This window comes from Stenotrophomonas sp. MH181796, assembly GCF_009659995.1.
Classification (GTDB): domain Bacteria; phylum Pseudomonadota; class Gammaproteobacteria; order Xanthomonadales; family Xanthomonadaceae; genus Stenotrophomonas; species Stenotrophomonas riyadhensis.
In genome coordinates this window covers 176,671-201,971 of sequence record NZ_RAHU01000005.1, presented here as the reverse complement: position 1 = coordinate 201,971, position 25,301 = coordinate 176,671, and the positions used below count along the sequence as shown (strand labels likewise).

Annotated in this window: 23 protein-coding genes; 13 read left to right on the top strand and 10 right to left on the bottom strand. The window is 66.3% G+C overall.

What is annotated here, in order from left to right; genetic code table 11:
* Positions 1–9: 9 nt before the first annotated feature.
* The 6 genes from D5301_RS13925 to D5301_RS13900 form a co-directional block, all read right to left on the bottom strand.
* The gene (locus tag D5301_RS13925) at positions 10–2,082 is read right to left on the bottom strand and encodes an acyltransferase family protein (protein WP_153855984.1); all 2,073 of its coding nucleotides are present in this window, start codon (positions 2,080–2,082) and stop codon (positions 10–12) included.
* A gap of 47 nt (positions 2,083–2,129) precedes the next feature.
* Positions 2,130–2,810 (bottom strand): DUF2058 family protein, encoded by a 681-nt coding sequence (locus D5301_RS13920; protein ID WP_110712826.1) that lies wholly within the window; start codon positions 2,808–2,810, stop codon positions 2,130–2,132.
* Between the two features lie 10 nt (positions 2,811–2,820).
* Complete coding sequence (locus D5301_RS13915; RefSeq protein WP_049445667.1) at positions 2,821–3,060, bottom strand: SlyX family protein; 240 nt, start codon at positions 3,058–3,060, stop codon at positions 2,821–2,823.
* Complete coding sequence (locus tag D5301_RS13910) at positions 3,053–4,402, bottom strand: UDP-glucose/GDP-mannose dehydrogenase family protein (protein ID WP_153855983.1); 1,350 nt, start codon at positions 4,400–4,402, stop codon at positions 3,053–3,055. The genes D5301_RS13915 and D5301_RS13910 overlap by 8 nt, the downstream gene beginning before the upstream one ends.
* Positions 4,403–4,425: 23 nt before the next feature.
* A complete protein-coding gene (locus D5301_RS13905; RefSeq protein ID WP_110712828.1) occupies positions 4,426–5,403 on the bottom strand; it encodes an FKBP-type peptidyl-prolyl cis-trans isomerase in 978 nt (325 codons plus the stop codon).
* A gap of 96 nt (positions 5,404–5,499) precedes the next feature.
* Positions 5,500–6,087, bottom strand: coding sequence for a glutathione peroxidase (locus tag D5301_RS13900; RefSeq protein WP_110712829.1), 588 nt, complete (start codon positions 6,085–6,087; stop codon positions 5,500–5,502).
* 609 nt (positions 6,088–6,696) lie between these two features.
* Between D5301_RS13900 and D5301_RS13890 the strand changes: the two genes are divergently transcribed.
* The 6 genes from D5301_RS13890 (at position 6,697) to D5301_RS13865 (ending at position 11,037) form a co-directional block, all read left to right on the top strand.
* Positions 6,697–7,056: a GntR family transcriptional regulator gene (locus D5301_RS13890; RefSeq protein WP_006453095.1), complete on the top strand. Its 360-nt coding sequence runs from the start codon at positions 6,697–6,699 to the stop codon at positions 7,054–7,056.
* Entirely contained in the window at positions 7,056–7,931 is an 876-nt protein-coding gene (locus D5301_RS13885) for an ABC transporter ATP-binding protein (RefSeq protein WP_110712831.1), read from the top strand. Before D5301_RS13890 ends, D5301_RS13885 begins: the two co-directional genes overlap by 1 nt.
* Positions 7,928–8,956: an ABC-2 transporter permease gene (locus tag D5301_RS13880; protein WP_110712832.1), complete on the top strand. Its 1,029-nt coding sequence runs from the start codon at positions 7,928–7,930 to the stop codon at positions 8,954–8,956. Before D5301_RS13885 ends, D5301_RS13880 begins: the two co-directional genes overlap by 4 nt.
* A 25-nt stretch (positions 8,957–8,981) precedes the next feature.
* Positions 8,982–9,869 carry a DUF4097 family beta strand repeat-containing protein gene (locus D5301_RS13875; protein WP_153855981.1) on the top strand — a complete coding sequence of 296 codons (888 nt, stop codon included), beginning with the start codon at positions 8,982–8,984 and terminating at the stop codon, positions 9,867–9,869.
* Positions 9,870–9,899: 30 nt separating this feature from the next.
* Positions 9,900–10,511 carry a hypothetical protein gene (locus D5301_RS13870; RefSeq protein WP_153855980.1) on the top strand — a complete coding sequence of 204 codons (612 nt, stop codon included), beginning with the start codon at positions 9,900–9,902 and terminating at the stop codon, positions 10,509–10,511.
* A gap of 100 nt (positions 10,512–10,611) precedes the next feature.
* A complete protein-coding gene (locus D5301_RS13865; protein WP_153855979.1) occupies positions 10,612–11,037 on the top strand; it encodes a hypothetical protein in 426 nt (141 codons plus the stop codon).
* Between the two features lie 104 nt (positions 11,038–11,141).
* Here the strand turns inward: D5301_RS13865 and D5301_RS13860 are convergent, their stop codons facing one another.
* A complete protein-coding gene (locus D5301_RS13860) occupies positions 11,142–12,569 on the bottom strand; it encodes a class II fumarate hydratase (RefSeq protein WP_153855978.1) in 1,428 nt (475 codons plus the stop codon).
* Between the two features lie 294 nt (positions 12,570–12,863).
* Between D5301_RS13860 and purB the strand changes: the two genes are divergently transcribed.
* The 6 genes from purB to lpdA all read left to right on the top strand — a co-directional run bounded on the left by purB (position 12,864) and on the right by lpdA (position 22,970).
* The gene (gene purB, locus D5301_RS13855) at positions 12,864–14,231 is read left to right on the top strand and encodes an adenylosuccinate lyase (RefSeq protein WP_153855977.1); all 1,368 of its coding nucleotides are present in this window, start codon (positions 12,864–12,866) and stop codon (positions 14,229–14,231) included.
* A 656-nt stretch (positions 14,232–14,887) separates the two neighbouring features.
* Positions 14,888–16,303, top strand: coding sequence for a cupin domain-containing protein (locus D5301_RS13850; RefSeq protein ID WP_153855976.1), 1,416 nt, complete (start codon positions 14,888–14,890; stop codon positions 16,301–16,303).
* A gap of 9 nt (positions 16,304–16,312) precedes the next feature.
* Positions 16,313–17,209: a GNAT family N-acetyltransferase gene (locus D5301_RS13845; RefSeq protein WP_153855975.1), complete on the top strand. Its 897-nt coding sequence runs from the start codon at positions 16,313–16,315 to the stop codon at positions 17,207–17,209.
* A gap of 186 nt (positions 17,210–17,395) precedes the next feature.
* Entirely contained in the window at positions 17,396–20,227 is a 2,832-nt protein-coding gene (locus tag D5301_RS13840) for a 2-oxoglutarate dehydrogenase E1 component (protein WP_032129626.1), read from the top strand.
* Between the two features lie 40 nt (positions 20,228–20,267).
* Entirely contained in the window at positions 20,268–21,470 is a 1,203-nt protein-coding gene (sucB, locus tag D5301_RS13835) for a dihydrolipoyllysine-residue succinyltransferase (protein WP_014037775.1), read from the top strand.
* Positions 21,471–21,533: 63 nt separating this feature from the next.
* A complete protein-coding gene (gene lpdA / locus D5301_RS13830; protein ID WP_008264626.1) occupies positions 21,534–22,970 on the top strand; it encodes a dihydrolipoyl dehydrogenase in 1,437 nt (478 codons plus the stop codon).
* Positions 22,971–23,108: 138 nt separating this feature from the next.
* On the opposite strand, the gene D5301_RS13825 is transcribed toward lpdA, so the two are convergent.
* Positions 23,109–24,008, bottom strand: coding sequence for a LysR family transcriptional regulator (locus D5301_RS13825; protein ID WP_153855974.1), 900 nt, complete (start codon positions 24,006–24,008; stop codon positions 23,109–23,111).
* A gap of 120 nt (positions 24,009–24,128) precedes the next feature.
* Here D5301_RS13825 and gstA point away from each other — a divergent pair, with 120 nt between their 5' ends.
* A complete protein-coding gene (gstA, locus tag D5301_RS13820) occupies positions 24,129–24,731 on the top strand; it encodes a glutathione transferase GstA (RefSeq protein WP_110712841.1) in 603 nt (200 codons plus the stop codon).
* Between the two features lie 25 nt (positions 24,732–24,756).
* Here gstA and D5301_RS13815 read toward each other — a convergent pair whose 3' ends face one another.
* Positions 24,757–25,005 carry a hypothetical protein gene (locus D5301_RS13815; RefSeq protein ID WP_110712842.1) on the bottom strand — a complete coding sequence of 83 codons (249 nt, stop codon included), beginning with the start codon at positions 25,003–25,005 and terminating at the stop codon, positions 24,757–24,759.
* Positions 25,002–25,214 carry a hypothetical protein gene (locus tag D5301_RS13810; protein ID WP_010486834.1) on the bottom strand — a complete coding sequence of 71 codons (213 nt, stop codon included), beginning with the start codon at positions 25,212–25,214 and terminating at the stop codon, positions 25,002–25,004. Before D5301_RS13810 ends, D5301_RS13815 begins: the two co-directional genes overlap by 4 nt.
* Between the last annotated feature and the right edge of the window lie 87 nt (positions 25,215–25,301).

Sequence of the window (25,301 nt, the reverse complement as noted above, 5' to 3'; positions counted from 1 at the left end):
TGCGCAGGATCAGCGCTGCAGCAGCACCCGCTGCAGCGACGGCAGCAGCACCCGGTTGCCGTGCGCGCTGAGGTGGTCGCCATCGAAGAACAGCGGCCGGCCATCGCGCTGCGCCGGGCACAGCACGTCGTCGCAGAGCACCGGCATCGGATCCCACAGCACGCCGCCCGGCAGGCCATCAGCCACCTTCCGCAGGCTGCCCAGCATCGGCGCCCGCAGCGTCTCCATCGCCTCGCGCGTGCTGTCCAGGCCGTTGCGGCAGATCTCGTTGCGCGCGTTGAAGCGGTCCGAACAGCGGTAGGGCGGCGCCGGCAATACCGGCTTGGGGGCCTCCAGTACGATGCGTACGCCGCGCTCGGCCAACGGCTTCCACTGGAAGATCGCCTCGGCCACGTCGGCCTCACGCCCTGCGGCGGCTTCCGGGGTCAGCTCGCCCGCCAGCTGTGCCTGCGCGTCGAACAACACAAACTGGTCGGACAAGCGCGGTATCCGCAGTGAGACCAGTACCACGGCATCACCTGGCTGCGCTCGTCGCGTGACGTCGGCGAGCACTGCTGCGTCGAAATCACTGCAACCGGCACCCGCGCCACGCCACGTCTGCAGGCTTACCTGCGGGCATCCACCTCGCCCGTAGAGGACGACCTCCGAGCCGGTCTCAAGTGCCAGCCGCTGCAGCAGCTCGATGTAGGCCATCGCATGCGAATCACCGGCAACGAAGACCCGCTTCGGCGCGCCCGCCGACAGCGGCCGTTTGCAGGCCCCGCGGGCATAGGTCCGCATGCTGCCACCCGCGAAGCGCTGTTTGCCCGTCACCAGTGCACAATCCGGATAATCGCCTGCAACGCTCTTGCCGTTGGGATACCAGTCGGCCGGATGCCGGCTGACCGTGCTCAGTGATATCCGTGGCGCCTGCAGGTACAGCAGGGTCTGGGTGCCAGCCGCCACCAGCAGCACGGCTGCGCCGGCCAGCGCCCAACGCCCCGGGCGCAGACGCTGCGCCAATCCGCCACGGAATGGTTGTTCCACCCAGCGCCACGACAGCCACGACAGCAGCAGCACCAGCGCCAGCGCAGCGGTCATCTGCAACGGTGTCTGCAGGCCCACGGTCCAGCGCATCAGCACGAACACCGGCCAGTGCCACAGATACAGTGAGTACGACAGCAGGCCGATGTAGCGCATCGGCCGACTGGCCAGCAGGCGTGCCACCCAGGCCTGCGGATGATGATGCAGCGCCCAAAGCAGACCTGCGGCAGCGAAGGTCGGCAGCAGACCATCGGGCCACGGCGAATGCCCTGCCCGTGCAGTCCACAACGCCCAGCCCAACAGCGCCAGTGCCGCCAGCGCAAGCAGCGAAAACACGGGCGCGGCGCGCTTCAGTGCCGCCCCCGTCACTGGATCCAGCGATTCGCGCACATGCAGCAACTGGAACAACAGCACGCCAACGCCCAATTGCCACAACCGCGTGCTGGTGGCGTAGAACGCCCACGACGGCGGCACCTCGCGCAGGCCCAGCATAGCGGCATGCAGCAACGACGCCGCACTGACCACTGCGAACAGGCCCAGGCTGATCCAACGCCCACGCACGCTGCGCGCCCAGGCAAGGAACAGCAGCGGGAACAGCAGGTAGAACTGCTCCTCCACGCCCAGCGACCAGGTATGGGTGTAGGGATTGAATTCGGCCCTGGGCGCGAAGTAATCGTTGCCGATCAGCGCCAACACCCAGTTGCTGAAGCCGAAGAATGCCATCAGCCCGGTCTTGTCACTGGCCTCGCTGAGCCAGGACTCGGGAATGAACAGCACGCTCGCCACGGCGGTCAACAGCAGGCAGCTGATCAGCGCAGGTGCGATGCGGCGGATACGGCGCGAATAGAAGCGCAGCATCGACTGCCACAGCGACAACGGCGGCAGCCGGTGTACCGAGGCGCTGACCACGAAACCGGAGATGACGAAGAACACGTCTACGCCGGTGAACCCGCCCGGCAACCAGGCCGGATCAAGATGGAACACGATGACGGCCAGCACGGCGATCGCGCGCAGGCCGTCGATGTGCGGCACGTAGCCACGACTTGGATCAGCGCTCATCCGTTCCCCCAAGGACGCGGCGGCAATGCACCGCAGCGCTCACGCATTTACCAGACCAGGTCGTCCGGCACCTGGTATTGCGGGTCCGCGTAGGGATCTTCCTCGGCCGGCGCATTCGGATCGACCTTCAGCGCCACCGATGCGGCGAACACTGCCTCGGACTGTGCCAGCACCTCGGCAGTCACCAGCAGGTAACGACCATTGAGCTGGACCACGCCCAGTTCACCGGCGTTGAGCGCGGTCAACTGTTCGGCAGTCACATAGATGCGCTTGATCTTGCCGCCATACGGGAAGTGACGGGCAATGTCCGCCGCTTCGGCATTGAGGCTCTTGTCCTTCAGCAGTTCTTCCAGCTTGGCCTTCGCCTCGCGACGCACGCGCGCTTCTTCCTGCTTCAGACGCTCGGTCTCGATGCGCTCTTCCTTCTCCCGCTGCGCGCGGATGGCATAGGCCTTGGCCAGGTCCATCTCTTCGGCACTGCGCGGCTTGCGCGGGCCGTGCTGGCCCTGGCCACGCTGACCACCGGGCTTGCCCGGACCACCATGGCCCTGCCCACGGCGCTCACCGGGCTTGTGCTCGCCCTTGCCGGCGCCCTGCGGCTTTCCATTGCCATTGCCACCCTTGCCCTGCGGGCGGCCATCGCGGCGGGGGCCATCATTCTTGCGCTCGGGCTTGGGCGCCGGCTTGAAGCCCAGGCCCATCAGCTGGTCGCGGAGGGTATCGCTCATAGGATTCGGATCAGTAGTGCGGCGGCGGCGGTTCGCTCGCCGGATCGGAAGAATTGAGTGCGTTGCGGACCTTGCCCAGGTCTTCCAGCAGCACGCGCAGCACATCGGCGTTGCGCATGCCCTGCATGCGGGCGTCCGCCAGCGCATCGCTCAGTTCGGCCAGCGCCTGTTCCTGGAAGGACACGCGCATTTCCAGCTCGACCAGGCGCGCTTCCAGCGCCTGCTCGCGTTCGGACGGTAGATCAGACATGCAGCGAACGTCCCCGGCCGATGCCGTAGTAGGCCAGGCCTGCAGCTTCCACTTCGGCCGGTTCGTACAGGTTGCGCCCGTCGAACACCGCCGCATCCTTCAGCTGCTCGCGCAGCTTCTGGAAGTCGGGGCTGCGGAACTGCTTCCACTCGGTCACCACGACCAGCGCGTCGGCCCCCTGCAGCGCTTCATCGGCACTGTTGCAGAACACCAGGTCATCGCGTTCGCCGAAAATGCGCTGCGACTCGTGCATCGCCTCCGGATCGTAGGCACGCACCGTCGCACCGCCTTCCCACAGCTGCGCCAGCAGGCGACGGCTGGAGGCTTCGCGCATGTCGTCGGTGTTCGGCTTGAACGCCAGGCCCCACACGGCAAAGGTCTTGCCGCGCACGCCTTCGTCCTCGCCCTTGTCGTAATGGCGCTGGATGAGGGCGAACAGATGGCCCTTCTGCGCATCATTGACCGCCTCCACCGCGTTCAGCAGCTTCGGCTCGAGGCCGTACTGCTGGGCAGTGCGGGCCAGCGCCTGCACGTCCTTGGGGAAGCACGAGCCGCCGTAACCGGCGCCCGGGTAGATGAAGTGCCAGCCGATGCGGGGATCCGAACCAATGCCCTGGCGGACCTGCTCGACGTCGGCACCCACGCGTTCGGCGATATTGGCGATTTCATTCATGAACGAAATCTTGGTCGCCAGCATCGCGTTGGCCGCGTACTTGGTCAGCTCGGCCGAACGCACATCCATTTCCACCACGCGGTCGTGGTTGCGGTTGAACGGCGCATACAGGCGGCGCATCACCGCCACCGACTCTTCGTTAGCCGCACCGATGATGATGCGGTCCGGGCGCATGCAGTCCGCAACCGCATCGCCTTCCTTCAGGAATTCCGGGTTGGACACCACGTCGAAGGCGATGTCCGCGCCACGCGCGGCCAGCTCTTCGGCAATGGCGGCACGCACCTTGTCGGCGGTGCCGACCGGCACCGTCGACTTGTTCACCACCACGGTCGGCACGCTCATGTGCCGACCAATGGTCCGGGCTACGGCAAGCACGTATTGAAGATCGGCACTGCCATCCTCATCCGGCGGCGTACCAACGGCGATGAACACCACCTGGCCATGATCGATGGCGGCCGCGGCATCCGTGGTGAACGCCAGCCGCGCTGCGGCATGGTTGGCCTTCACCATCGGCTCCAGGCCGGGTTCATAGATCGGAATGATGCCCTGGTTGAGGCCATCCACCTTGGCCTGGTCGATATCGACACAGACCACCTGATGACCAACATCGGCCAGGCAGGTACCGGTCACCAGTCCAACGTAACCGGTACCAAAAATCGCAACGCGCATATCCGTATTCGCTCCTGGATGACTTACGGCAGAACGCCCAGCAGCTCGACGTCGAACGTCAGGGTCGCGTTCGGGCCGATCGGGCCACCCGGGGTGCCATTCTCGCCATAGGCAAGGTTGCCCGGGATCCAGAAGCGGTACTTCGAACCGACCGGCATCAGTGCGACGCCTTCAGTCCAGCCCTTGATCACCTGGTCCAGACCGAACTCGGCCGGCTGACGGCCATAGGAACTGTCGAACACGGTGCCGTTGAGCAGCTTGCCTTCATAGTTCACGCGCACTTTGCTGCTCGGCAGCGGGCGCTCACCGCTGCCCGGGCGGATGACCTGGTACTGCAGGCCTGACGCGGTGGTCACCACGCCCGGCTGGGTCTTGTTCTTGGCCATGAACGCATTGCCTTCCTCACGGTTGGTCTGCGCGGCGGCGGCAGCCTTGGCCTGCATTTCAGCCTGCTTGCTGCCCATGAAGGCCTGGATGGTGGCGGTCGCGTCGGCTTCCGTCATCTTCGGCTGGCCCTTGCTCAGGCCGGTGCTGATCGCGTCAAACAGCGAGGCGACGTCGATGTCGTCCTTCAGCTGCGCCAGCGACGGGCCTACCGAGTAGGAACCGATCATCTGCGACACCTTGACGCGGTCGACCTTCGGCGGCTCCGAACCCGGCGCCATGCCCGGCACCTGCTGGCCGCTGCGGGCCATCACGACCTGGCGCAGCGCGGCATCGGTGGCCTTGGCCTGTTCCTGGGTGATCTGCGGCTGCAGGCCTTCGAACGAACGCTCCACAGCGGTGCGCAGGGCGGCAACGTCGATCTCATCGGCGATCGGGGTGAACGACTTGGCCACGTCCAGGCCGATGGCGTAGCCGAGCTTCTGCTTGGGGGAATTCAAGGTTGCGGTCTCCTTGGCGGCTGCGGGGGCAGCCGGTTGTTGCGACAGAGCGACACCCGAAGTGCCCATCGCCAGAATCAGAACCGACGCCGCGGCGCCGCGCATTCCCATCTTCATTCGCTGCATTCCTGGAAGTGTCTGGGCGCCGACGTCGGCGCGAAAAGAAACATTGTCGCACGCATGCCGTCGATGTCGAGGCATCCGTGCCGGATATCAATGCGTGGCCGCTGCGGCCAGCGCCTTGTCGATGGCAGCCGTCAGCTGCGGATCGTCCGGCGTCACCTTGCTGGCGAACTGGGCGATGACCTTGCCGTCGCGGCCGACCAGGTACTTGTGGAAATTCCAGCCCGGCGCCACGCCGGTGGCCGCGGTCAGGCGCTGGTACAGCGGCGTAGCCTCCGCACCAACCACATGCACCTTCTCGAACATCGGGAACTTGACGCCATAGGTCAGCGTGCAGAAGTCCTGGATCTGCTTCTCGTCACCCGGTTCCTGGCCCTTGAAGTCGTTGGACGGGAAGCCCAGCACCGCGAAACCCCGGCCTGCATAGCGCTTCTGCAGCGCCTCCAGTCCTTCGTACTGCGGGGTGTAGCCGCATTTGCTGGCGGTGTTGACCACCAGCAGTACCTGGCCGTGGTAGCGCTGCTGCAGGTTGACCTGCTGCTTGCTGGCCAGCGGCCGGTAGTCCAGGTCGAGCAGATCGGCCGCCAGCGCGCTGGCGGAACCGGCGACGCCGGCCACCAGCAGGGCCAACAGGGACAGGCCGCGCAGGCGGCGCGGGGAAACGGTCGACAGGGGCATCAGGAGGGGTCCGCAGTAGCCATTCACCAGGCCCGGCCACTGTCGGCCGGGAATCGGCCGAACTATAGCACCGGGCTTCGGCGCCCCTGATGGCACAGGCCCATCCGGGCTTTGCGCGGCGTGGCGATTGCACTGCCCGGGCGCCATCGACGGCGTCGCGATGACATAGCATGGACATCACTGAATGGAAGGCCGGCCTGGATCGGCATCTGCGACATTTTTATTTCCCTTCCAAATCAATCACATAAATTGAAGTTTCAGTCATCTGACCACCCCTGCCATCAGTTGGGGCCGGCAAGGGGTTGCACGTAGGCGTGCCGGTGTTATAGTTGCATACAACACCAGTCACCTGAGACAGGGGGAAGCCATGAACGCCCGGATCCGTCGCAACCTCACCGCACCCGCGGCCGCTGCTGTTTCGACCCTGATCGTGCTGGCCTGGTTGGCCGCGCCCAGCCTCTCCGACTCCGCTGACAGTGCGCAGGACGCGACCGCCTCTCCGGCAGGGAACGCCGATCCCTCCCCCCCCTCTCCCCCGCGTCGGCTGCACAGCTCCCTGTCCATGCCGTATTTCTCGTTCGCACAGCCGCTGACCCCACGGAGCTGAATATGAGCGACATCCAGTGGAGCGACGGCGCTCCCATCTACCGTCAGTTGAAGGAGCGCGTGATCGCCATGATGCTCGACGGAATCCTCAAGCCGGGCGACGCCCTGCCTTCGGTGCGCCAGGTGGCCGCCGACTACCAGCTCAACCCCATCACCGTTTCGCGCGCTTACCAGGAACTGGCTGACGAAGGCCTGGTCGAGAAGCGCCGCGGCCTGGGCATGTTCATGACCGAGCAGGCGGCCACGCAGCTGCGCAGCAGCGAGCGCGACCGCTTCCTCAACGAAGAATGGCCGGCGGTCCTGGAGCGCATCCAGCGCCTGGGCCTGAGCCTTGATGAATTGCTGCCCCAGGGGAAAGTCTGATGAATAGCACTGCAAGCGAATCGGTCATCACCGCCCGAGGCCTGCGCAAGGCCTACAAGACCACCGTTGCCCTCGACAATGCCAGCTTCAGCATTCCGAGCGGGCGCATCGTCGGCCTGATCGGCCCCAACGGCGCCGGCAAGACCACTGCACTGAAGGCCATCCTTGGCCTGACCTCGGTGGAAGGCGACCTGAGCGTGCTCGGCCGCGACCCGCGGCTGCACCGCGACGAACTGATGAAGGACATCTGCTTCATCGCCGACGTCGCCGTGCTGCCACGCTGGCTGAAGGTCCGCGAGGCGATCGATTTCGTCGCCGGCGTCCACCCGCGCTTCGACCGCGCCCGTTGCGAACGCTTCCTGGCCAACACCAAGCTGCAGCCGAAGCAGCGCGTGCGCGAGCTGTCCAAGGGAATGATCGTGCAGCTGCACCTGGCACTGGTGATGGCCATCGATGCCCGCATCCTGGTGCTGGACGAGCCCACCCTGGGCCTGGACATCCTCTATCGCAAGGAGTTCTACCAGCGCCTGCTGGAAGACTATTTCGACGAACAGAAGACCATCATCGTCACCACCCACCAGGTGGAAGAGATCGAGCACATCCTCAGCGACGTGATGTTCATCCGAGATGGACGCATCGTGCTCGATGCGGAAATGGACGAGGTCGGCCAGCGCTACACCGAACTGCTGGTCAATGCCGACCAGCTCGAAACGGCCCGCGCGTTGAAACCGATCGACGAGCGCAGCCTGGCGTTCGGCAAGACCGTGATGCTGTTCGATGGCGTGCCGCGTGCCCAGCTCTCCACCCTCGGCGAGACCCGCATCCCGGGCCTGGCCGACCTGTTCGTCGCCATCATGAAGGGGACCTACGCATGAATGCCGTCAACCACCCCGTCAGCCCGCTGGGCACCCTGCGCTGGCTGCTCAAGCGCGAGTACTGGGAGAACCGCGGCGGTTTCCTGTATGCCCCGCTGATCGCCGGCCTGATCTCGCTGGTGATGAGCACCGTCGGCATCGCCTTCGGCCTGTTCGCGCTGAACCGTGCAGCGCGCAACGGTGCACTGCATGTCGACGGCGAAAGCGTGAACGTCAACGGCCTGGACCTGGCGCTGCTCACCCGCAACATCGACGGCAAGGATCTGGCCGATCTCGGCAATGGCCTGGACCTGACCCTGGTGCTCAGCTCGGCGTGGCCATTCCTGGTACTGGCCTTCGTCGTGTTCTTCTACTGCCTGGGCGCCCTGTACGACGATCGCCGCGACCGCAGCATCCTGTTCTGGAAGTCGTTGCCGCTGTCGGATACCCAGACCGTGCTGTCCAAGGTGATCAGCGCACTGATCGTGGCGCCGCTGATCGCAGTGATCGCCGGCATCATCACCATGTTCGGCTTCATGCTGATCATCAGCATTGTCGCGCTGGTGCACGGTGGCAGCCCGATGGCGCTGATCTGGGGGCCGGCCAGCCCGCTGACCCTGGCCGCCGGCCACCTCGCCTGGATTCCGGTCTATGCCCTGTGGGCCCTGCCCACCGCCGGCTGGCTGCTGCTGTGCTCGGCCTGGGCCAAGAGCAAGCCGTTCCTGTGGGCGGTGATGCTGCCGCTGTTTGCCGGCGTCATCGTCAGCACCACCAAGATCATGCCGCTGGTCGGCCTGAGCACCGGCTGGTTCTGGCAGAACATCGTCGGCCGCCTGCTGCTGGGCGGCGTACCTGGCATGGACCTGCTGTATCGCCTCGGCGCCAACGAAGCGTCGCGCCGCGACCTGGACTCGGTGGTCAGCCTGATGTCCCCGGCCTCGCAGCTGAAGTCGCTGGCGATGCCGGAACTGTGGATCGGCGCCGCTGTCGGTGCAGTGTTCATCTTCCTCGCCATCCGCCTGCGCAAGCGCGCCGGCGAGATCTGATTCCATCCACCCGGAGGCACCACCCATGCGTTCCCTGCTCGCCTGTACTGCGTTGTTGCTGTTGCCGCTGTCGGCCCTGGCCGCCGATGCCCAGAACTGCAAGTTCGCCGCTGCCCGCACGTTGAAGCTGGACCTGGCCGGTGCCAAGGCGGTGGTGTTCGAGGTCAACCAGCATGACCTGAAGATCACCGCCAGCGCCGGCGGCGGTCAGCTGGAAGGGCGTGCCTGCGCCTCCAGCCAGGAATGGCTGGACCAGCTGGTACTGGACCAGCGCAGGGTCGGTGACAAGCTGGTGGTCAGCCTGCGCCGCGAAGGTCGCTCGCCCAGCATCAGCATCGGCAACAGTTACGCCTGGCTGGACGTCCGCGGCAGCGTGCCGGACAACCTGCCGCTGCAGCTCAAGGTCGGCTCGGGCGATGCCAGCGTGGAGAACGCGCAGTCGCTGAGCGTGGACGTGGGTTCCGGTGATGCCGTGGCCCGCGGCACCCGTGGCAGCATCCACGCCGCGGTGGGTTCGGGCGACCTCAACATCGATGGCGGCACTTCGTTGAACCTGCTGTCACTGGGCTCCGGCGATGTCAACGTGCGCAACATCAGCGGTGATGCCAGCACCGGCACCGTGGGCTCCGGTGACCTGAAGATCACCGATGTGCGTGGCAACGCGCGGCTGGACACCGTGGGCTCGGGCGATATCGAGTTCAAGCGGGTGAAAGGCAGTGTCGAGGTGGGCGTGGTCGGCTCCGGCGGCGTCGACCTGGCCGACATCGGCGGCAACGTGCACGTCCGCAGCCACGGCTCGGGCGACATCCAGGTCGACGGCGTAGGCGGCAGCCTGACCGTCGACCACAGCGGCAGCGGTGACGTCGATCATCGCAATGTCAGCGGCAAGGTCACCCTGCCGCGCAGCAAGTAATCCTCTTCCAGACACCTCCAGGGGACCACCATGAACCTGTTGCGCCTGTTGCCTGCCACCCTGCTGTGCCTGCCGCTGATCGCTTGCGGCGGCACCTCGTCCTCGTCCGACAAGACCGTCGGCAAGAGCGTCGCCGAAGCCACCAGCGGCGTCGGCCAGACTGTCAAGGAAGCCATGGACGATGCCCGCAAGGACATCGCCCAGGGCAACATCAAGATCTCCGCCGACCAGCAGCCACGCGCGGAAATCACCCCGGATGGCCGCCTGCTGATCGCGGGCAAGGAAATCACCGCCAACGACACCCAGCGCCGCCACCTGCAGGAGTACCGTGGCCACGTGGTGGCCATCGCGATGGACGGCATGGATGTCGGCCTGGCCGGCGCCAAGCTGGGAGCCAATGCGGCCGGTGAAGCACTGAAGGGCATCTTCAGCGGCGACAGCGAAGGCGTGGAGAAGCGCATCAACGCCGAAGCCGCGAAGATCGAGGCGCAGGCCAAGCGCATCTGCGAACGCCTGCCGGCGATGCTGGCCAGCCAGCAGGCCCTGGCGCGCGAGCTGCCGGCCTTCAAGCCGTACGCAACGATGGACCAGAGCGACGTGGACGACTGCGGCAAGAACAACTCGGTCACGTTCTCGAAGTGAGACAAATCAGCGCACCTGGCCGGTCGTGGTGTTACACGGCCGGCCGCGTCGCACTGGCCGGCTTACAATGGTGGCCCCGGATGCCCCCGAACCGAATGCCATGAAGAAGTTGTTCCTGCTGCTGGTCGCCCTGCTCTGCCTGGGCCTGGCCGGCTGTGACAAGGATTACCGCAACCATCGCGCCGAGCGCGGCAAGCCCAAGATTTCCGTCAGCGACGGCATGGTCACCGTGCGCCGCCCGCCGGCACCGAACATCATCATCCTCGGCGATGGCACGATGAAGGTGGACGAGATCCAGATTCCGCTGGACGCCGGACAGAAGCAGATGCTGCAGACGATGTTCGGCAAGCTGCAGGTACTGCGCCAGAACACCCTGGTGGCCGCGCCGGCCGATCCCAACATGCAGCCGGTGAAGATCCAGCCGCCGGAAGGCATGGAGGTGATTCCGGCGGACCTGATCCAGCGCATCCCGGAGTTCAAGGACTACACCGACACCTTCGGCAACATCGTCGCCGACCGTCGCTAAAGCAGAAACGCCGCCCAAGGGCGGCGTTTCTGCTTTCTGTAGAGTCGAGCCATGCTCGACTCCGGAACAACAGTCGAGCATGGCTCGACTCTACAACCGGCCGATCAACCGCCGCCGCCACCACCACCAGCCTGGATGCCGCCAGCGGTCAGCGCGGTGGGGTCCAGCAGGCGGCGCAGCTCGGCTTCTTCCAGGCCACTGTCTTCCAGCGCCACATCCAGCACCGGGCGCTGTTCCTTGTACGCACGCTTGGCGATCGCAGCTGCCTTCTCGTAACCGATGATCGGGTTAAGTGCAGTGACCAGGATCGGGTTGCGCGCCAGCGCTTCGGCAACGCGGTCCTCGCGCACCTTCAGCCCGGCGATAGCACTGTCGGCCAGCAGGGTGGACACGTTGGCCAGCAGGCCGATGCCATCAAGCAGGTTCACCGCGATCAGCGGCAGGGTGACGTTGAGCTGGAAGTTGCCGGTCTGGCCGGCCACGGTGATCGCGGTGTGGTGGCCGATCACCTGCGCGCAGGCCATCACGGTGGCTTCCGGAATCACCGGATTGACCTTGCCCGGCATGATCGAGCTGCCCGGCTGCAGTGCCGGCAGTTCGATCTCGCCCAGCCCGGCCAGCGGACCGGCATTCATCCAGCGAAGATCATTCGCGATCTTGATCAGCGCCACCGCCAGTGCATTGAGCTGGCCGGACAGTTCGACCGCATCATCCTGCGCGGCCAGGCCTTCGAACTTGTTCTCGGCACTGTCGAACTTGAAACCGGTCTGCTGCTTCAGTGCCTTGGCTACCTGTGCACCGAAGCGCGGATCGGCATTGATGCCGGTGCCGATGGCGGTGCCGCCCAGCGGCAGCCGGCGCACGCGCTTGAGGCTGTCTTCGATACGCTCCTGCGCCGACGCCAGCTGCGCCGACCACGCGCCGAATTCCTGCTCGAAGGTGAGCGGCATCGCATCCATCAGGTGGGTGCGGCCGGTCTTGACCACCTTGCGCAGGCTGCGGCCCTTCTTGTCCAGGGTCTTGCGCAGGTGCACCAGCGCCGGCAGCAGCTGCTCATGCGTCGCCAACACCGCCGACACCCGCAACGCGGTCGGAATCACGTCGTTGGAGCTCTGGCCCTGGTTGACGTGGTCATTGGGATGCACCGCGGTCTTGCCGGCCTTGCCCGCGCGGTTGGCCAGGGTGGCGATGACCTCGTTGGCATTCATGTTCGAGGAGGTGCCCGAACCGGTCTGGTAGACGTCGATCGGGAACTGCGCGTCCCAGTTGCCGGCGGCCACTTCGGCAGCAGCGGTCTGGATGGCCTTGGCCACGTTCTTCGGCAGGTGGCCCAGTTCTGCGTTGACGCCGGCGGCGGCGCCCTTGACCAGGCCCAGGGCGCGGATGAAACCGCGCGGCATGCGCTGGCCCGACACCGGGAAATTCTGCACGGCGCGCTGGGTCTGGGCGCCCCACAGGGCGTCCGCAGGTACCTGCAGCTCGCCCATGCTGTCGTGTTCGATTCTGAAACCCTTGCTTGCAGCTTTGCTCATTGCATCAACTCCGCACTACTTCAGTTGGGGAAAGGGAAGCGGCGGCTGGCAGGGTGTCGCTTCCCGGGCTGGCGGCTGCGCCCACGATACTCCCTTGCCGATAGCGTGGGATGACGAGGACGGGCCAGATCGTTCCGTCTGCACGGCCGATCTGCACGCGCAAGGGGTAGTGCCGGCCGCTGGCCGGCAATCCATGGAGTCGTGGGCCGGGCGTGGTTGCCGGCCAGCGGCCGGCACTACCTCACCGGCACGTCGTAGAATATGGCCCCCGCCGCTCGCCCCAGCCCTGCCGACATGTCCGATTCCGCCCTGCTCGCCCTGTCCCCGCTCGATGGCCGCTATGCCGGCAAGGTCGACGCCCTGCGCCCGATCTTCTCCGAGTACGGCCTGATCAAGGCCCGCATCACGGTCGAAGTGGAGTGGCTGCTGGCCCTGGCCGCCGAACCGGGCATCGTCGAGCTGGCCCCGTTCTCCGACGCGGCCGTCGCCCGCCTGCGCGCCCTGGCCGCCAGTTTCAGCCCGGCCCAGGCCGCGCGCGTGAAGGAGATCGAGCGCACCACCAACCATGACGTCAAGGCGGTGGAGTACTTCATCAAGGAACAGCTGAAGGACGACGCCGAGCTGGCCCCGGCGCTGGAATTCGTGCATTTCGCCTGCACCAGCGAAGACATCAACAACCTCAGCTACGGCCTGATGCTGGAACAGGCGCGCCGCGAGGTGCTGCTGCCGACCCTGGACGGCATTGCCAGCACCCTGCGCAGCCTGGCCCACGCCCAGGCCGGCCAGCCGATGCTGTCGCGCACCCACGGCCAGACCGCCTCGCCGACCACCCTGGGCAAGGAGCTGGCCAACGTGGTCGCCCGCCTGGAGCGCCAGCGCAGGCAGATTGCCGCGGTCGAACTGACCGGCAAGATCAACGGCGCAGTGGGCAACTACAACGCCCACATCGCCAGCTACCCGGACGTGGACTGGCCGGCCTTCGCCGAGCGCTTCGTGACCGGCCTGGGCCTGGTGTTCAACCCGTACACCACGCAGATCGAGCCGCACGACAACATCGCCGAGATCGGCGATGCCGCACGCCGCGCCAACATCATCCTGATCGACCTGGCCCGTGACATCTGGGGCTACGTTTCGCTGGGCTACTTCAAGCAGCGCCTGAAGGAAGGCGAAGTCGGCTCGTCGACGATGCCGCACAAGGTCAATCCGATCGACTTCGAGAATGCGGAAGGCAACTTCGGCATCGCCAACGCGCTGTTTGAGCACTTCAGCGCTAAGCTGCCGATCAGCCGCTGGCAGCGTGACCTGACCGATTCCACCGTGCTGCGTGCACTGGGCACCGCGTTCGGCCACAGCCAGGTGGCGCTGGATTCGCTGGCCAAGGGCCTGGGCAAGCTGGAAGTGAACCCGCAGCGCCTGGACGCCGATCTGGACGCAGCCTGGGAAGTACTGGCCGAGGCCGTGCAGACGGTGATGCGTCGCCACGGCCTGCCGAACCCGTACGAGCAGCTGAAGGCGCTGACCCGTGGCCAGGGCATCACCGCCGAGTCGATGCGTGCGTTCGTGCAGGGGCTGGAGCTGCCGGCGGATGCGAAGCAGCGTCTGCTGGAGATGACCCCGGGCAGCTACACCGGTCTGGCCGAGTCGCTGGCGAAGAAGATCTAAGGGGTTTCCTTTGCGGCGGCGGCCGCGGGCGCTGCCTGCGGCAGGCAACAGCAACAGCAACATCAACGTCAAGAGCGGCTCTGGGTTTTTGCCGTGCTTGGCGGGGCGGGTTGGATTCGCGGGACACGCCGTGAACCCGTCCTTGGGGGCTCGATGGCGCCATCCATGGCGCCAACGGTCCCGCGAACCCAACCCGCCCCACCTCTGACAGATTCCCGGTGACGGATCGAAGAGCATTGGGTTGTCGGGACGGAATTTGAAAGAGGGACGCGGCTTCGCCGCGTCCCTCTTTTGTTTTGGCATGAGCAAGCGCAGCGCGCGACCTGCCGTTGCCTTTGATCTTCTTCTTCCATTCCGTGGCGGGCCGCGCAGGAAACTGTCAGGGGCCGGGCGGGTGGGCCATGCAGGGGCGTTGGCGCCATGGATGGCGCCATCGAGCTTACAAGGACGTACTTGCAGCGTCCCCTGCATGGCCCACCCGCCCGGCCAAGCGCAGCTTTTGATTCTGAACCACCCCGCCACGAGGGGCCCCGCCGTTGGCCGGAACCCCCGCGACAAACCCGCGCACGTGCGCAATCCCGGCGAACGGCGGACAATGGAGGCCTCAGGCGGCCCGCCGTGCCGCCCCTCCCGCTTTCCGCTGCAAGGATTCCCCCATGGCCGCCCGCAAGTCCTCCGCCCCCCTGATCGAAGTCACCGCCCGCCCCGGCCAGCCGCTGGGCATGGCGCCGGCCACCTTCCTGCGCGACTTCTGGCAGAAGCGCCCGTTGCTGATCCGCAATGCCTTCCCGGACTTCCAGACCCCGGTGCAGCCGGAAGACCTGGCCGGACTGGCCTGCGAGGAAGGCGTGCTGGCACGCCTGATCGAGCACGACAAGACCCAGGACGGCTGGCGCGTGCGCACCGGCCCGTTCCAGGAAGACGTGTTCCCCGCCCTGCCCGACCACGACTGGACCCTGCTGGTGCAGGACGTGGACAAGTGGGACCCGGACGTGCGCGCCCTGATCGAGCACTTCCGCTTCCTGCCGCGCTGGCGCATGGATGACGTGATGATCAGCTTCGCCGCCACCGGCGGCTCGGTCGGCGCCCATGTTGACCAGTACGACGTGTTCCTGCTGCAGGCCCATGGTCACCGCCGATGGCAGATCGATGCCAGCGAATCGATCAAGGGCAAGCAGCCGCCGCTGGGCTTCCGCCCGGACGTGGAGCTGAAGCTGCTGAAGGTGTTCAAGCCGACCCACGACTGGGTGCTGGCGCCGGGTGACATGCTGTACCTGCCGCCGAACGTGCCGCACCACGGCGTGGCCGAAGACCCGTGCCTGACCTTCTCGTTCGGCATGCGTGCGCCGTCCTCGGCCGAGCTGATCAGTGACTACCTGGACACCCTGATCGCGGATGCCGACGAGAACATCCGCTACCAGGACGCCGACCTGAAGGTGCCGGCCGATCCGAACGAAATCGACACAGTGGCGATGGCACGTGTGATCACCGCCCTCAACGCCATCCGCATGAACGACCCGGACAAGCTGGGTGACTGGTTTGGTCGCTTCATCACCACCTACCGCGCCGCCGGCGAAGTGATGGCCCACCAGGCCGCACCGGCACAGGAAGAAGTGGTCCAGGCCCTGGCCTCGGGCCTGCTGCTGCAGCGCCACCCGTGGGCCCGCCTGGCCTGGCGCCGGGCCAAGCGCGGCGCCAGCCTGTACGTCAGCGGCCAGGACTTCGCGCTGCCGGTGAAGGACGCGCAGCGCCTGGCTGGCGCCGAACAGCTGGACGCCGCCGCCTATCGCGGCCTGTCCGACAAGGGCCGTGCCGTGGTCCAGCAGCTGCTGGTCGGCGGCGTGTTCCAGCTGATCGACCCGAACGAGATCTATGACGCCGAAGACGAGGACGACGGCGAGGATGCCGTGGTGCTCGGCGAGGTCGTCGAAGGCCGCGACCGCGTGGATGCGATCGACGCCGACGCGGTGTCCGACGATGTCCACTCCGTGACCGTGCACGACGACGGCATCGAGGTCATCGTCAACTTCGAGGACGACGAGGAAGACGACAGCGGTGCTGGCCGCGCCTGAGTCGCCACCATGATCCGGGTCCATCAAGTCAGCCACGCCGATGCCCACACTGCCATCCACGAGGTGCGCCAACGCGTGTTCGTGCAGGAACAGGGCATCGCCGCCGAGCTGGAACGCGATGCGCTGGACCCGGTCAGTGCCCATGTGCTGGCGCTGGACACTGACAATCAGCCGGTCGGCACCGGCCGGCTGGCCCCGGATGGCCGCATCGGCCGCATGGCGGTGCTGGCCAACCATCGCAGCCACGGGGTCGGCGAGGCCCTGCTGGAAGCACTGGTGGAGGCCGGGCGCCGGCTCGGCCTGGCCGAGCTGCATCTGCACGCCCAGCTGCCCGCCCGTGACTTCTATGCCCGCCAGGGTTTCCTGCCCGATGGCGAGGTGTTCGAGGAGGCCGGCATCGGCCACCAGCAGATGCGCCGCCGGCTGGGCGCGGCCAGCGCCATCGACAGCCGCGCCGAGGCGGTGGCCATCACCACGGCCATCATCCACCGCGCCCGTCGCCAGCTGTGGCTGCACAGCCGCCAGCTGGACCCCGGGCTGCTCGACGCGCCCCCGGTACAGACCGCCCTGCGGCGCTTCGTCACCGCCCGCCACGACAAGCAGCTGCGGGTGATCGTGCACGACGCCGCCGCGATCGCCTCTGCCGGGGCACCGCTGCTGGCGCTGGCCCAGCGCCTGCCCAGCGTGATCCAGTTCCGCGAGGTCAGCGATCCGGTCGACCGTGCGCTGGCCTCGGCCTGCCTGCTCAACGATGCGGGCGACTTCTACTTTCGTCTGATCGGGCATCGGCTCGACGGTGAGGCCGGGATCGCGCTGCCGGCACGTTCGCAGCCGTTCGAGCAGCAATTGCAGCGCGTCTGGGACCGTTCGCGTGATTGCAGCGAACTGCGCGCGCTCGGCATCTGAGCGGAGCTGGCTGACTCAACCTGTCTGGAAGCGGCACCGGGGGACGCGCGATACCTCCGGTTGTGCCCCTTCGTGTCCGGTTGGGGGTACAATTTGGCTGTTTGAACGCGCCCGCGCAGGGCTATTCATCTTCCTGCCGGGTCCTTCTGAAGCCATACCCCACAAAGCGAATCAACACCCTCCATCGTGGACAATCAACTGAAGCAGTTTGCGCAATCTTCGCAACTCGCCGGCGGCAACGCCTCCTATGTCGAGGACCTGTACGAGCAGTACCTGGTCTCCCCGGATAGTGTCGATCCCAAATGGAAAACCTACTTCGACGGCTTCAAGGGCCGCGAAGCAGGTGACATTCCGCACTCGGCCGTCATCTCCCACATTGCGGACGCGGCCAAGGATGCGCTGAAGGCCGGTACCGGCAACGGTGCAGGCGACGAGCGCGAGCGCAATGTCGGTCGTCTGATCACTGCCTACCGTTCGCGCGGCCACCTGGACGCCCGCCTCGATCCGCTGGGCCTGGCCGCACCGGTCAACACCCCGGACCTGGGCCTGCCGTTCCACAGCCTGTCCGATGGCGACCTCAACAGCGAGTTCAGCACCGGCGGCGTCGGTGGCCAGCCGCGCATGAAGCTGCGCGACCTGCTGGCACGCCTGAAGGCGACCTACACCGGCTCGATCGGTGCGGAGTTCATGCACATCTCCGAGGTCGAGCAGCGCCAGTGGATCTACAAGAAGCTTGAACTGGCCGGTGGCAACTACCAGCTGGACGCTGACACCCAGCGCCGCACGCTGGAGCGCCTGACCGCGGCTGAGGGCCTGGAGCGCTACCTGCATACCAAGTACGTCGGCCAGAAGCGCTTCTCGCTGGAAGGCGGCGACTCGCTGATCCCGATGATGGACACCATCATCCGCAGCGCCGGCAAGGATGGCGTCAAGGACGTGGTGATCGGCATGGCCCACCGCGGCCGCCTGAACGTGCTGGTCAACACCCTGGGCAAGAACCCGCGCAAGCTGTTCGACGAATTCGAAGGCAAGTTCGAGCACGACGAGCACGCCTCGGCCGGTGACGTGAAGTACCACATGGGCTTCTCCGCCGACGTCGCCACCGATGGCGGCCCGGTGCACCTGGCGCTGGCGTTCAACCCGTCGCACCTGGAAATCGCCGACCCGGTCGTGGCCGGTTCCGTGCGTTCGCGCCAGGAGCGCCGCAAGGACACCGCGCGCAAGCAGGTCATGCCGATCCTGATCCACGGCGATGCGGCCTTCTCCGGCCAGGGCGTGGTCATGGAGCTGTTCCAGATGTCGCAGGCCCGCGGCTTCGCCGTCGGCGGCACCGTGCACATCGTGGTCAACAACCAGGTCGGCTTCACCACCTCCAACCCGCTGGATACGCGTTCCACGCGCTATGCCACCGACGTGGCGAAGATGATCGCCGCCCCGGTGCTGCACGTGAACGGCGATGATCCGGAAGCGGTTGTGTTCGCCGCGCAGCTGGCCTTCGAGTTCCGCCAGAAGTTCGCCAAGGACGTGGTCATCGACCTGATGTGCTACCGCCGTTGGGGCCACAACGAGGCCGACGAACCGGCGATCACCCAGCCGCTGATGTACCAGGTGATCCGCAAGCACGCCACCACCCGAGAGATGTACGCCGAGCAGCTGGAAAAGGCGGGCGTGATCGCCGCCGGTGCCGGCAAGGCGATGGTCGATGCCTACCGCGAGAAGCTGGACGCCGGTGAAGTGACCACCGAGCTGGCCAAGGTCGAGAAGACCCCGCCGACCAGCCCGCTGTTCGTCGATTGGCCGAAGCTGCTGGAAGGCAAGCTGTCCGACCCGATCTCGACCAAGGTCGAGAAGAACAAGCTGGTCGAGCTGGCCAAGCTGATCAACACCATTCCGGACGAAGTGCAGCTGCACTCCCGCGTGGCCAAGGTCTACGACGACCGCCGCAAGATGGCCGCCGGCGAGATCCCGGGCGACTGGGGCTTTGCCGAGAACCTGGCCTACGCCACCCTGCTCGACGAAGGCAGTGCCCTGCGTCTGGTCGGCCAGGACGTGGGCCGCGGTACGTTCACGCACCGCCACGCGATCCTGCACGACCAGAAGACCGACAACTACTACATGCCGCTGCGGCAGCTGGTGGATTCGCCGGAGAAGGCCACCGTCATCGATTCGCTGCTGAGCGAAGAAGCGGTGATGGCCTACGAGTACGGCTTCTCCACCACCGATCCGAACACGCTGTGCATCTGGGAAGGCCAGTTCGGCGACTTCGCCAACGGTGCCCAGGTCGTCATCGACCAGTTCATCGCCGCCGGTGAAGCCAAGTGGGGCCGCATCTCCGGCCTGACCCTGCTGCTGCCGCATGGCTATGAAGGTCAGGGCCCGGAACACAGCTCGGCGCGCCTGGAGCGCTTCCTGCAGCTGTGCGCGCTGGAGAACATGCTGGTGGTGGTGCCGTCGACCCCGGCGCAGGCCTTCCACATGCTGCGTCGCCAGCAGCACCTGACCACCCGCAAGCCGCTGGTGGTGATGTCGCCGAAGTCGCTGCTGCGCCACAAGCTGGCCGTGTCGACCCTGGACGAACTGGCCAACGGCGAGTTCCAGCACCTGATCGGCGACGCCAATGCGGACGCCAAGAAGGTCAAGCGCGTGGTGCTGTGCTCGGGCAAGGTCTACTACGACCTGCTGGAAGACCAGACCAAGCGTGGCCAGGACGACGTGGCGATCATCCGCGTGGAGCAGCTGTACCCGTTCCCGCGTGCGCTGCTGGCTGCCGAACTGAAGAAGTACGGCAAGGCCACCGACGTGGTGTGGACGCAGGAAGAACCGCAGAACCAGGGTGCGTGGTACCAGATCCGCCACCACCTGCAGTTCTGCCTGGCCGATGGCCAGAACCTGCACTACGCCGGTCGCGCACGTTCGGCTTCGCCGGCTGCCGGTCACATGGCTGACCACGTCCGCGAACAGCAGCAGCTGGTCGCCGACGCGCTGGTCAACCCGTTCAACGACACGTTCGCTGAATAATCCTCCCCCTATTTAGAAGACAAACCAGGAAGCTCCCGCAATGGCCACCGAAGTCAAAGCCCCGGTACTGCCCGAATCCGTCGCCGACGGCACCATCGCCACCTGGCACAAGAAGGTGGGCGACGCCGTCAAGCGCGACGAAAACCTGCTTGACCTGGAAACCGACAAGGTCGTCCTGGAAGTGCCGTCGCCGGTCGACGGCGTGCTCAAGGAAATCAAGTTCGCCGAAGGCTCGACCGTGACCTCCAGCCAGGTCGTGGCGATCATCGAGGAAGGCGCCGTGGCTGCTGCCCCGGCCCCGGCCGCTGAAGCCGCTCCGGCTGCTGCCGCTGCCCCAGCCGCCGCTGCGCCGGCCGCTGCCGCCGCTCCGGCCCCGGCTGCCAAGTCGGCCGCCGACGCGCTGCCGCCGGGCGCCCGCTTCACCGCCATCACCGAAGGCGTGAACCCGGCCGACGTCGACGGCACCGGCCGTCGCGGCGCGGTGACCAAGGAAGACATCGTCAACTTCGCCCGCAACGGCGGCGCCGGCAAGGCCGGTGGCGCACGTCCGGAAGAGCGCGTGCCGATGACCCGCATCCGCAAGCGCATCGCCGAGCGCCTGATGGAGTCGAAGAACTCCACCGCCATGCTGACCACCTTCAACGAAGTCGACCTGTCCAAGGTCTCGGCTGCGCGCAAGGAACTGCAGGACGAGTTCGTCAAGGCACACGGCATCAAGCTGGGCTTCATGAGCTTCTTCGTGAAGGCCGCTGCCAATGCCCTGCAGCGCTTCCCGCTGGTCAACGCCTCGATCGACGGCGACGACATCATCTACCACGGCTACTCGGACATCTCGATCGCCGTGTCGACCGAGAAGGGCCTGGTCACGCCGGTGCTGCGCAACGTCGAGCGCATGTCGTTCGCCGACATCGAGAAGACCATCGCCGACTACGCCAAGAAGGCCCGTGACGGCAAGCTGAGCCTGGAAGAACTGCAGGGTGGCACCTTCACCGTGACCAACGGCGGCACCTTCGGTTCGCTGCTGTCGACCCCGATCATCAACCCGCCGCAGAGCGCCATCCTGGGCATGCATGCCATCAAGGAGCGTCCGATCGCCCAGAACGGCCAGGTCGTGATCGCGCCGATGATGTACCTGGCGCTGTCGTACGACCACCGCATCATCGACGGCAAGGACTCGGTGCAGTTCCTGGTGGACATCAAGAACCAGCTGGAAAACCCGGGCCGCATGCTGTTCGGCCTGTAAGAAACCTCCCGCCCCTCCGCGCCTGCGCGGAGGGGTTCTGGTAATGCATCAAGGAATAATTCAATGGCTGAACAATTCGACGTCGTCGTCATCGGTGCCGGCCCGGCCGGTTACCACGCTGCCATCCGCGCGGCCCAGCTGGGCCTGAAGACCGCCTGCATCGACGCAGCGCTGGGCAAAGACGGCAAGCCGGCGCTGGGCGGCACCTGCCTGCGCGTGGGCTGCATCCCGTCCAAGGCGCTGCTGGATTCCTCGCGCCAGTTCTGGAACATGGGCCACATCTTTGGCGACCACGGCATCAGCTTCAAGGATGCCAAGATCGACGTCGAGGCGATGGTTGGCCGCAAGGACAAGATCGTCAAGCAGTTCACCGGCGGCATCGGCATGCTGTTCAAGGCCAACAAGGTCGCCGCCTACTACGGCTTCGGCGAACTGCAGCCGGGCAACGTGGTCAAGGTCACCCAGCATGACGGTTCCATCGTCGAGCTGAAGGGCACCAACGTCATCATCGCGGCCGGTTCGGATTCGATCGAACTGCCGTTCGCCAAGTTCGACGGCGAGACCATCGTCGACAACGTCGGCGGCCTGGACTTCACCGAAGTGCCGAACCGCCTGGCCGTGATCGGCGCCGGCGTGATCGGCCTGGAACTGGGCAGCGTGTGGAAGCGCCTGGGCGCTGAAGTCACCATCCTGGAAGCACTGCCGGAGTTCCTGGCCGTGGCCGACGCCGAAGTGGCCAAGACCGCTGCCAAGGAATTCAAGAAGCAGGGCCTGGACATCCGCCTCGGCGCCAAGGTCTCCAAGACCGAGATCACCGGCAAGGGCAAGAAGAAGGAAGTCGTTGTCACCTACACCGACAGCGAAGGCGAAAAGACCCTGACCGTGGACAAGCTGCTGGTGGCCGTTGGCCGTCGCGCCGCCACCAAGGGCCTGCTGGCCGAAGGCACCGGCGTCAAGATCAACGAGCGCGGCCAGATCGAAGTCGACGCGCACTGCCACACCGGCGTCAACGGCGTGTGGGCGGTCGGCGACTGCGTGCGCGGCCCGATGTTGGCGCACAAGGGCTTCGAGGAAGGCATCGCGGTGGCTGAGCTGATCGCCGGCCTGCCGGGCCACGTCAACTTCGACACCATCCCGTGGGTCATCTACACCGAGCCGGAACTGGCCTGGGTCGGCAAGACCGAAGCCCAGCTGAAGGCCGAAGGCATTCCGTACAAGGCTGGCAGCTTCCCGTTCGCCGCCAACGGTCGTGCCGTGGCGATGATCGAGCCGGCAGGCTTCGTGAAGATCCTGGCCCATGCCGAAACCGACCGCATCCTCGGCATGCACCTGGTCGGCGCCAACGTCTCCGAGCTGGTGCACGAAGGCGTGCTGACCATGGAGTTCAGCGGCTCGGCCGATGACCTGGCCCGCATCTGCCACGCCCACCCGTCGCTGTCGGAAGTGATCCACGACGCAGCGATGGCGGTCAGCAAGCGCGCCATCCACAAGGCGAACTGATCGTTCGCCGGTAGTGCCGGCCGCTGGCCGGCACACTCCAGCAATCAGAAAACCCCGCCTCGGCGGGGTTTTTTGTTGCCCGCAACCCTGCCGGGCAGCTTGACGTCCGCACGCTCCGGCTCCCCGCCGGTAGCGGGCTCACGCTGATCCTGACGCACTGCCCGCAACGGCCGTGGCCAGCTCCCGCATGAAGACCTGCGTTGCACGCGATGCGCGACCCGCCGGCGAACAGACCAGGCCAAACACGCGACGGATCCCCGGCTGCACCGGCAGCACGCGCAGGCCGTGGAGATCGTCCGGCAACGTCGATTCCGGCACCAGCGAGACGCCCAGTCCCTCGCGCGCCAGCACGCACGCGCTGGCCCAGTCGCGCACGGTCACTCGTACGTCGCTCAGCTGTAGACCAGCGTCCGCCATCAGGCGCTGACCGTTCACCGCACAACCCCCTGTTGCGAGGATGAAGGGTTCGCCCGCCAGCTCGCTCAAGGCCACCCCGCTTTCGGTGGCGCGGCGCCCCAGCGGATGCGTCTGCGCGAGCACCGCCATCCACCCGTCGCTGCCCAGCATCAACGGCGCGCGATCTGCAGCGGGGTTCATCACCACGCCGGCGTCGACCGTGCCCGATTCGAGCCAGCGCTCAACCTCCTCGTCCGTACCCTCCACGATCACCACCTCGATGCCCGGGTGGCGGCGCTGGAAATCCCGCAGCAGCGCTGGCAGCACGCTGGAAACGAGTGACGGGAAGGTCGCCAGGCGGATGCGTGCACCACTGAACCCCTGGCTGTCATCGGCCAGCGCGCGGATCGCCTGCAGGCCTCCCAGCATGATGCGTGCGTGTTCGATCACCCGCTGCCCGAGCGCAGTGATCTCGACCTGACGCCGCTCGCGCACGAACACCGCAAACCCCAATGAGGACTCCAGCTGGGCCAGGGCCTGGCTGGCACCGGACTGGCTGATGCCGACCCGGTCAGCGCCGCGCGAGATGGTTCCCTCGTCGGCCACCGCAACCAGCAGGCGCCAGTGGGCAAGATTCATCATGACAGGCAGTAGCCCAGCTTATGGGAGAAAAATCGAAGATTGATTTTACCGGATACCGCTCGCACAGCAGACTGCCTCGCACCGGCTGACCCGGCCGTCCTTTCTCCCTCGAGACCCTCCATGAAGCTGTACTACGCACCGTACACCTGCTCGCTGTCGCCCCATATCGTGCTACGTGAACTTGGCCTCCCCTTCGAGCTGGTCAAGGTCGACAACGCCAGCAAACAGACCGCCGATGGTCGCGATTTCCGCACCATCAACCGCAAAGGCTATGTCGCGGCGCTGGAGCTGGATGACGGGCAGGTGCTGACCGAAGGCCCGGCCATCGTCCAGTACCTGGCCGATCTGAAACCCGGATGCACGCTGGCCCCACCCGTCGGCAGCTGGGAGCGGGTACGACTGCAGGAATGGCTGAACTTCGTGACCAGCGAGTTCCACGCCGGCTCGGCGCCGCTGTTCAACGCCGATCTGCCGGAAGCGGCCAAGGCCTTCTTCCGGCAGAAGCTGTTCAAGCGTTTCGACCTGCTGCAGGAGACGTTGGCAACGCAGGACTTTCTCATGGGACCAGACTTCAGCGTCGCCGATGCCTACCTTTTCACGGTGCTTGGCTGGTGCCGCTTCTTCTCCATCGATCTGGCGGCGTGGCCGGCGCTGCCTGCCTATGCCCGCAGGATCAACGCACGACCGGCCGTGCAGGCGGCGCTACGCGCAGAGGCCGCGTGATGTGGAGCCGAGCACAGGCTCGGCGCTACACCTTTCCAGCCGGCTTCTTTGGTGGATCCTCACAGACCCGGTGCTGCACCACCGTCTCGCCGACCTTCCATTCCTTCGCGACCCTGCAGCGCTCCTTGGATTTCTGCACAGAGACCGCTGCGGCGTTCGCCTCGTCAGCCGCAGCAGTCTGCTGGCGTTCCAGCCACACCGAGGGCGGCGCTGGAGGTGTGGCCAGTACCGGACCCGCAAGCAGGACCAGACCCACCAGCAACACCGTCCTCATGCAGCCACCGCCCGGCCACCGAGCAGGCGCGCCGGCAGCATGAACAGCGCGCGCAGGAACGCGAACAGGGCCGAGAAGGTGATGCCGACCAGGCGGAACGGCAGGCTCAGCAGCCACACGAACGGCCAGGCGATCAGGGCGAGGATCGCCAGCGGCCAGCACAGCACGAACAGCAGGCACCATACACCGAGCGCGAACAGGGTCTTCATCACGGTCTCCTTGTGGCGGCACCCTGCCGCCTGCGGACACCTTGGCGCTCCGCCCTGTCCGCCCGCAAACGGTTTGCGACGAAACCC

Excerpts from the sequence above, each read along its gene's own strand:
- D5301_RS13920 (WP_110712826.1), bottom strand. The coding sequence starts at position 2,810 with ATGAGCGATACCCTCCGCGACCAGCTGATGGGCCTGGGCTTCAAGCCG.
- gstA (WP_110712841.1), top strand. The coding sequence starts at position 24,129 with ATGAAGCTGTACTACGCACCGTACACCTGCTCGCTGTCGCCCCATATC.
- D5301_RS13870 (WP_153855980.1), top strand. The coding sequence starts at position 9,900 with ATGAACCTGTTGCGCCTGTTGCCTGCCACCCTGCTGTGCCTGCCGCTG.
- D5301_RS13860 (WP_153855978.1), bottom strand. The coding sequence starts at position 12,569 with ATGAGCAAAGCTGCAAGCAAGGGTTTCAGAATCGAACACGACAGCATG.
- D5301_RS13825 (WP_153855974.1), bottom strand. The coding sequence starts at position 24,008 with ATGATGAATCTTGCCCACTGGCGCCTGCTGGTTGCGGTGGCCGACGAG.
- D5301_RS13910 (WP_153855983.1), bottom strand. The coding sequence starts at position 4,402 with ATGCGCGTTGCGATTTTTGGTACCGGTTACGTTGGACTGGTGACCGGT.
- D5301_RS13875 (WP_153855981.1), top strand. The coding sequence starts at position 8,982 with ATGCGTTCCCTGCTCGCCTGTACTGCGTTGTTGCTGTTGCCGCTGTCG.
- D5301_RS13905 (WP_110712828.1), bottom strand. The coding sequence starts at position 5,403 with ATGAAGATGGGAATGCGCGGCGCCGCGGCGTCGGTTCTGATTCTGGCG.
- D5301_RS13890 (WP_006453095.1), top strand. The coding sequence starts at position 6,697 with ATGAGCGACATCCAGTGGAGCGACGGCGCTCCCATCTACCGTCAGTTG.
- D5301_RS13845 (WP_153855975.1), top strand. The coding sequence starts at position 16,313 with ATGATCCGGGTCCATCAAGTCAGCCACGCCGATGCCCACACTGCCATC.
- D5301_RS13880 (WP_110712832.1), top strand. The coding sequence starts at position 7,928 with ATGAATGCCGTCAACCACCCCGTCAGCCCGCTGGGCACCCTGCGCTGG.
- D5301_RS13850 (WP_153855976.1), top strand. The coding sequence starts at position 14,888 with ATGGCCGCCCGCAAGTCCTCCGCCCCCCTGATCGAAGTCACCGCCCGC.
- D5301_RS13925 (WP_153855984.1), bottom strand. The coding sequence starts at position 2,082 with ATGAGCGCTGATCCAAGTCGTGGCTACGTGCCGCACATCGACGGCCTG.
- D5301_RS13900 (WP_110712829.1), bottom strand. The coding sequence starts at position 6,087 with ATGCCCCTGTCGACCGTTTCCCCGCGCCGCCTGCGCGGCCTGTCCCTG.
- D5301_RS13915 (WP_049445667.1), bottom strand. The coding sequence starts at position 3,060 with ATGTCTGATCTACCGTCCGAACGCGAGCAGGCGCTGGAAGCGCGCCTG.
- D5301_RS13865 (WP_153855979.1), top strand. The coding sequence starts at position 10,612 with ATGAAGAAGTTGTTCCTGCTGCTGGTCGCCCTGCTCTGCCTGGGCCTG.
- D5301_RS13815 (WP_110712842.1), bottom strand. The coding sequence starts at position 25,005 with ATGAGGACGGTGTTGCTGGTGGGTCTGGTCCTGCTTGCGGGTCCGGTA.
- lpdA (WP_008264626.1), top strand. The coding sequence starts at position 21,534 with ATGGCTGAACAATTCGACGTCGTCGTCATCGGTGCCGGCCCGGCCGGT.
- D5301_RS13810 (WP_010486834.1), bottom strand. The coding sequence starts at position 25,214 with ATGAAGACCCTGTTCGCGCTCGGTGTATGGTGCCTGCTGTTCGTGCTG.
- D5301_RS13885 (WP_110712831.1), top strand. The coding sequence starts at position 7,056 with ATGAATAGCACTGCAAGCGAATCGGTCATCACCGCCCGAGGCCTGCGC.
- purB (WP_153855977.1), top strand. The coding sequence starts at position 12,864 with ATGTCCGATTCCGCCCTGCTCGCCCTGTCCCCGCTCGATGGCCGCTAT.
- sucB (WP_014037775.1), top strand. The coding sequence starts at position 20,268 with ATGGCCACCGAAGTCAAAGCCCCGGTACTGCCCGAATCCGTCGCCGAC.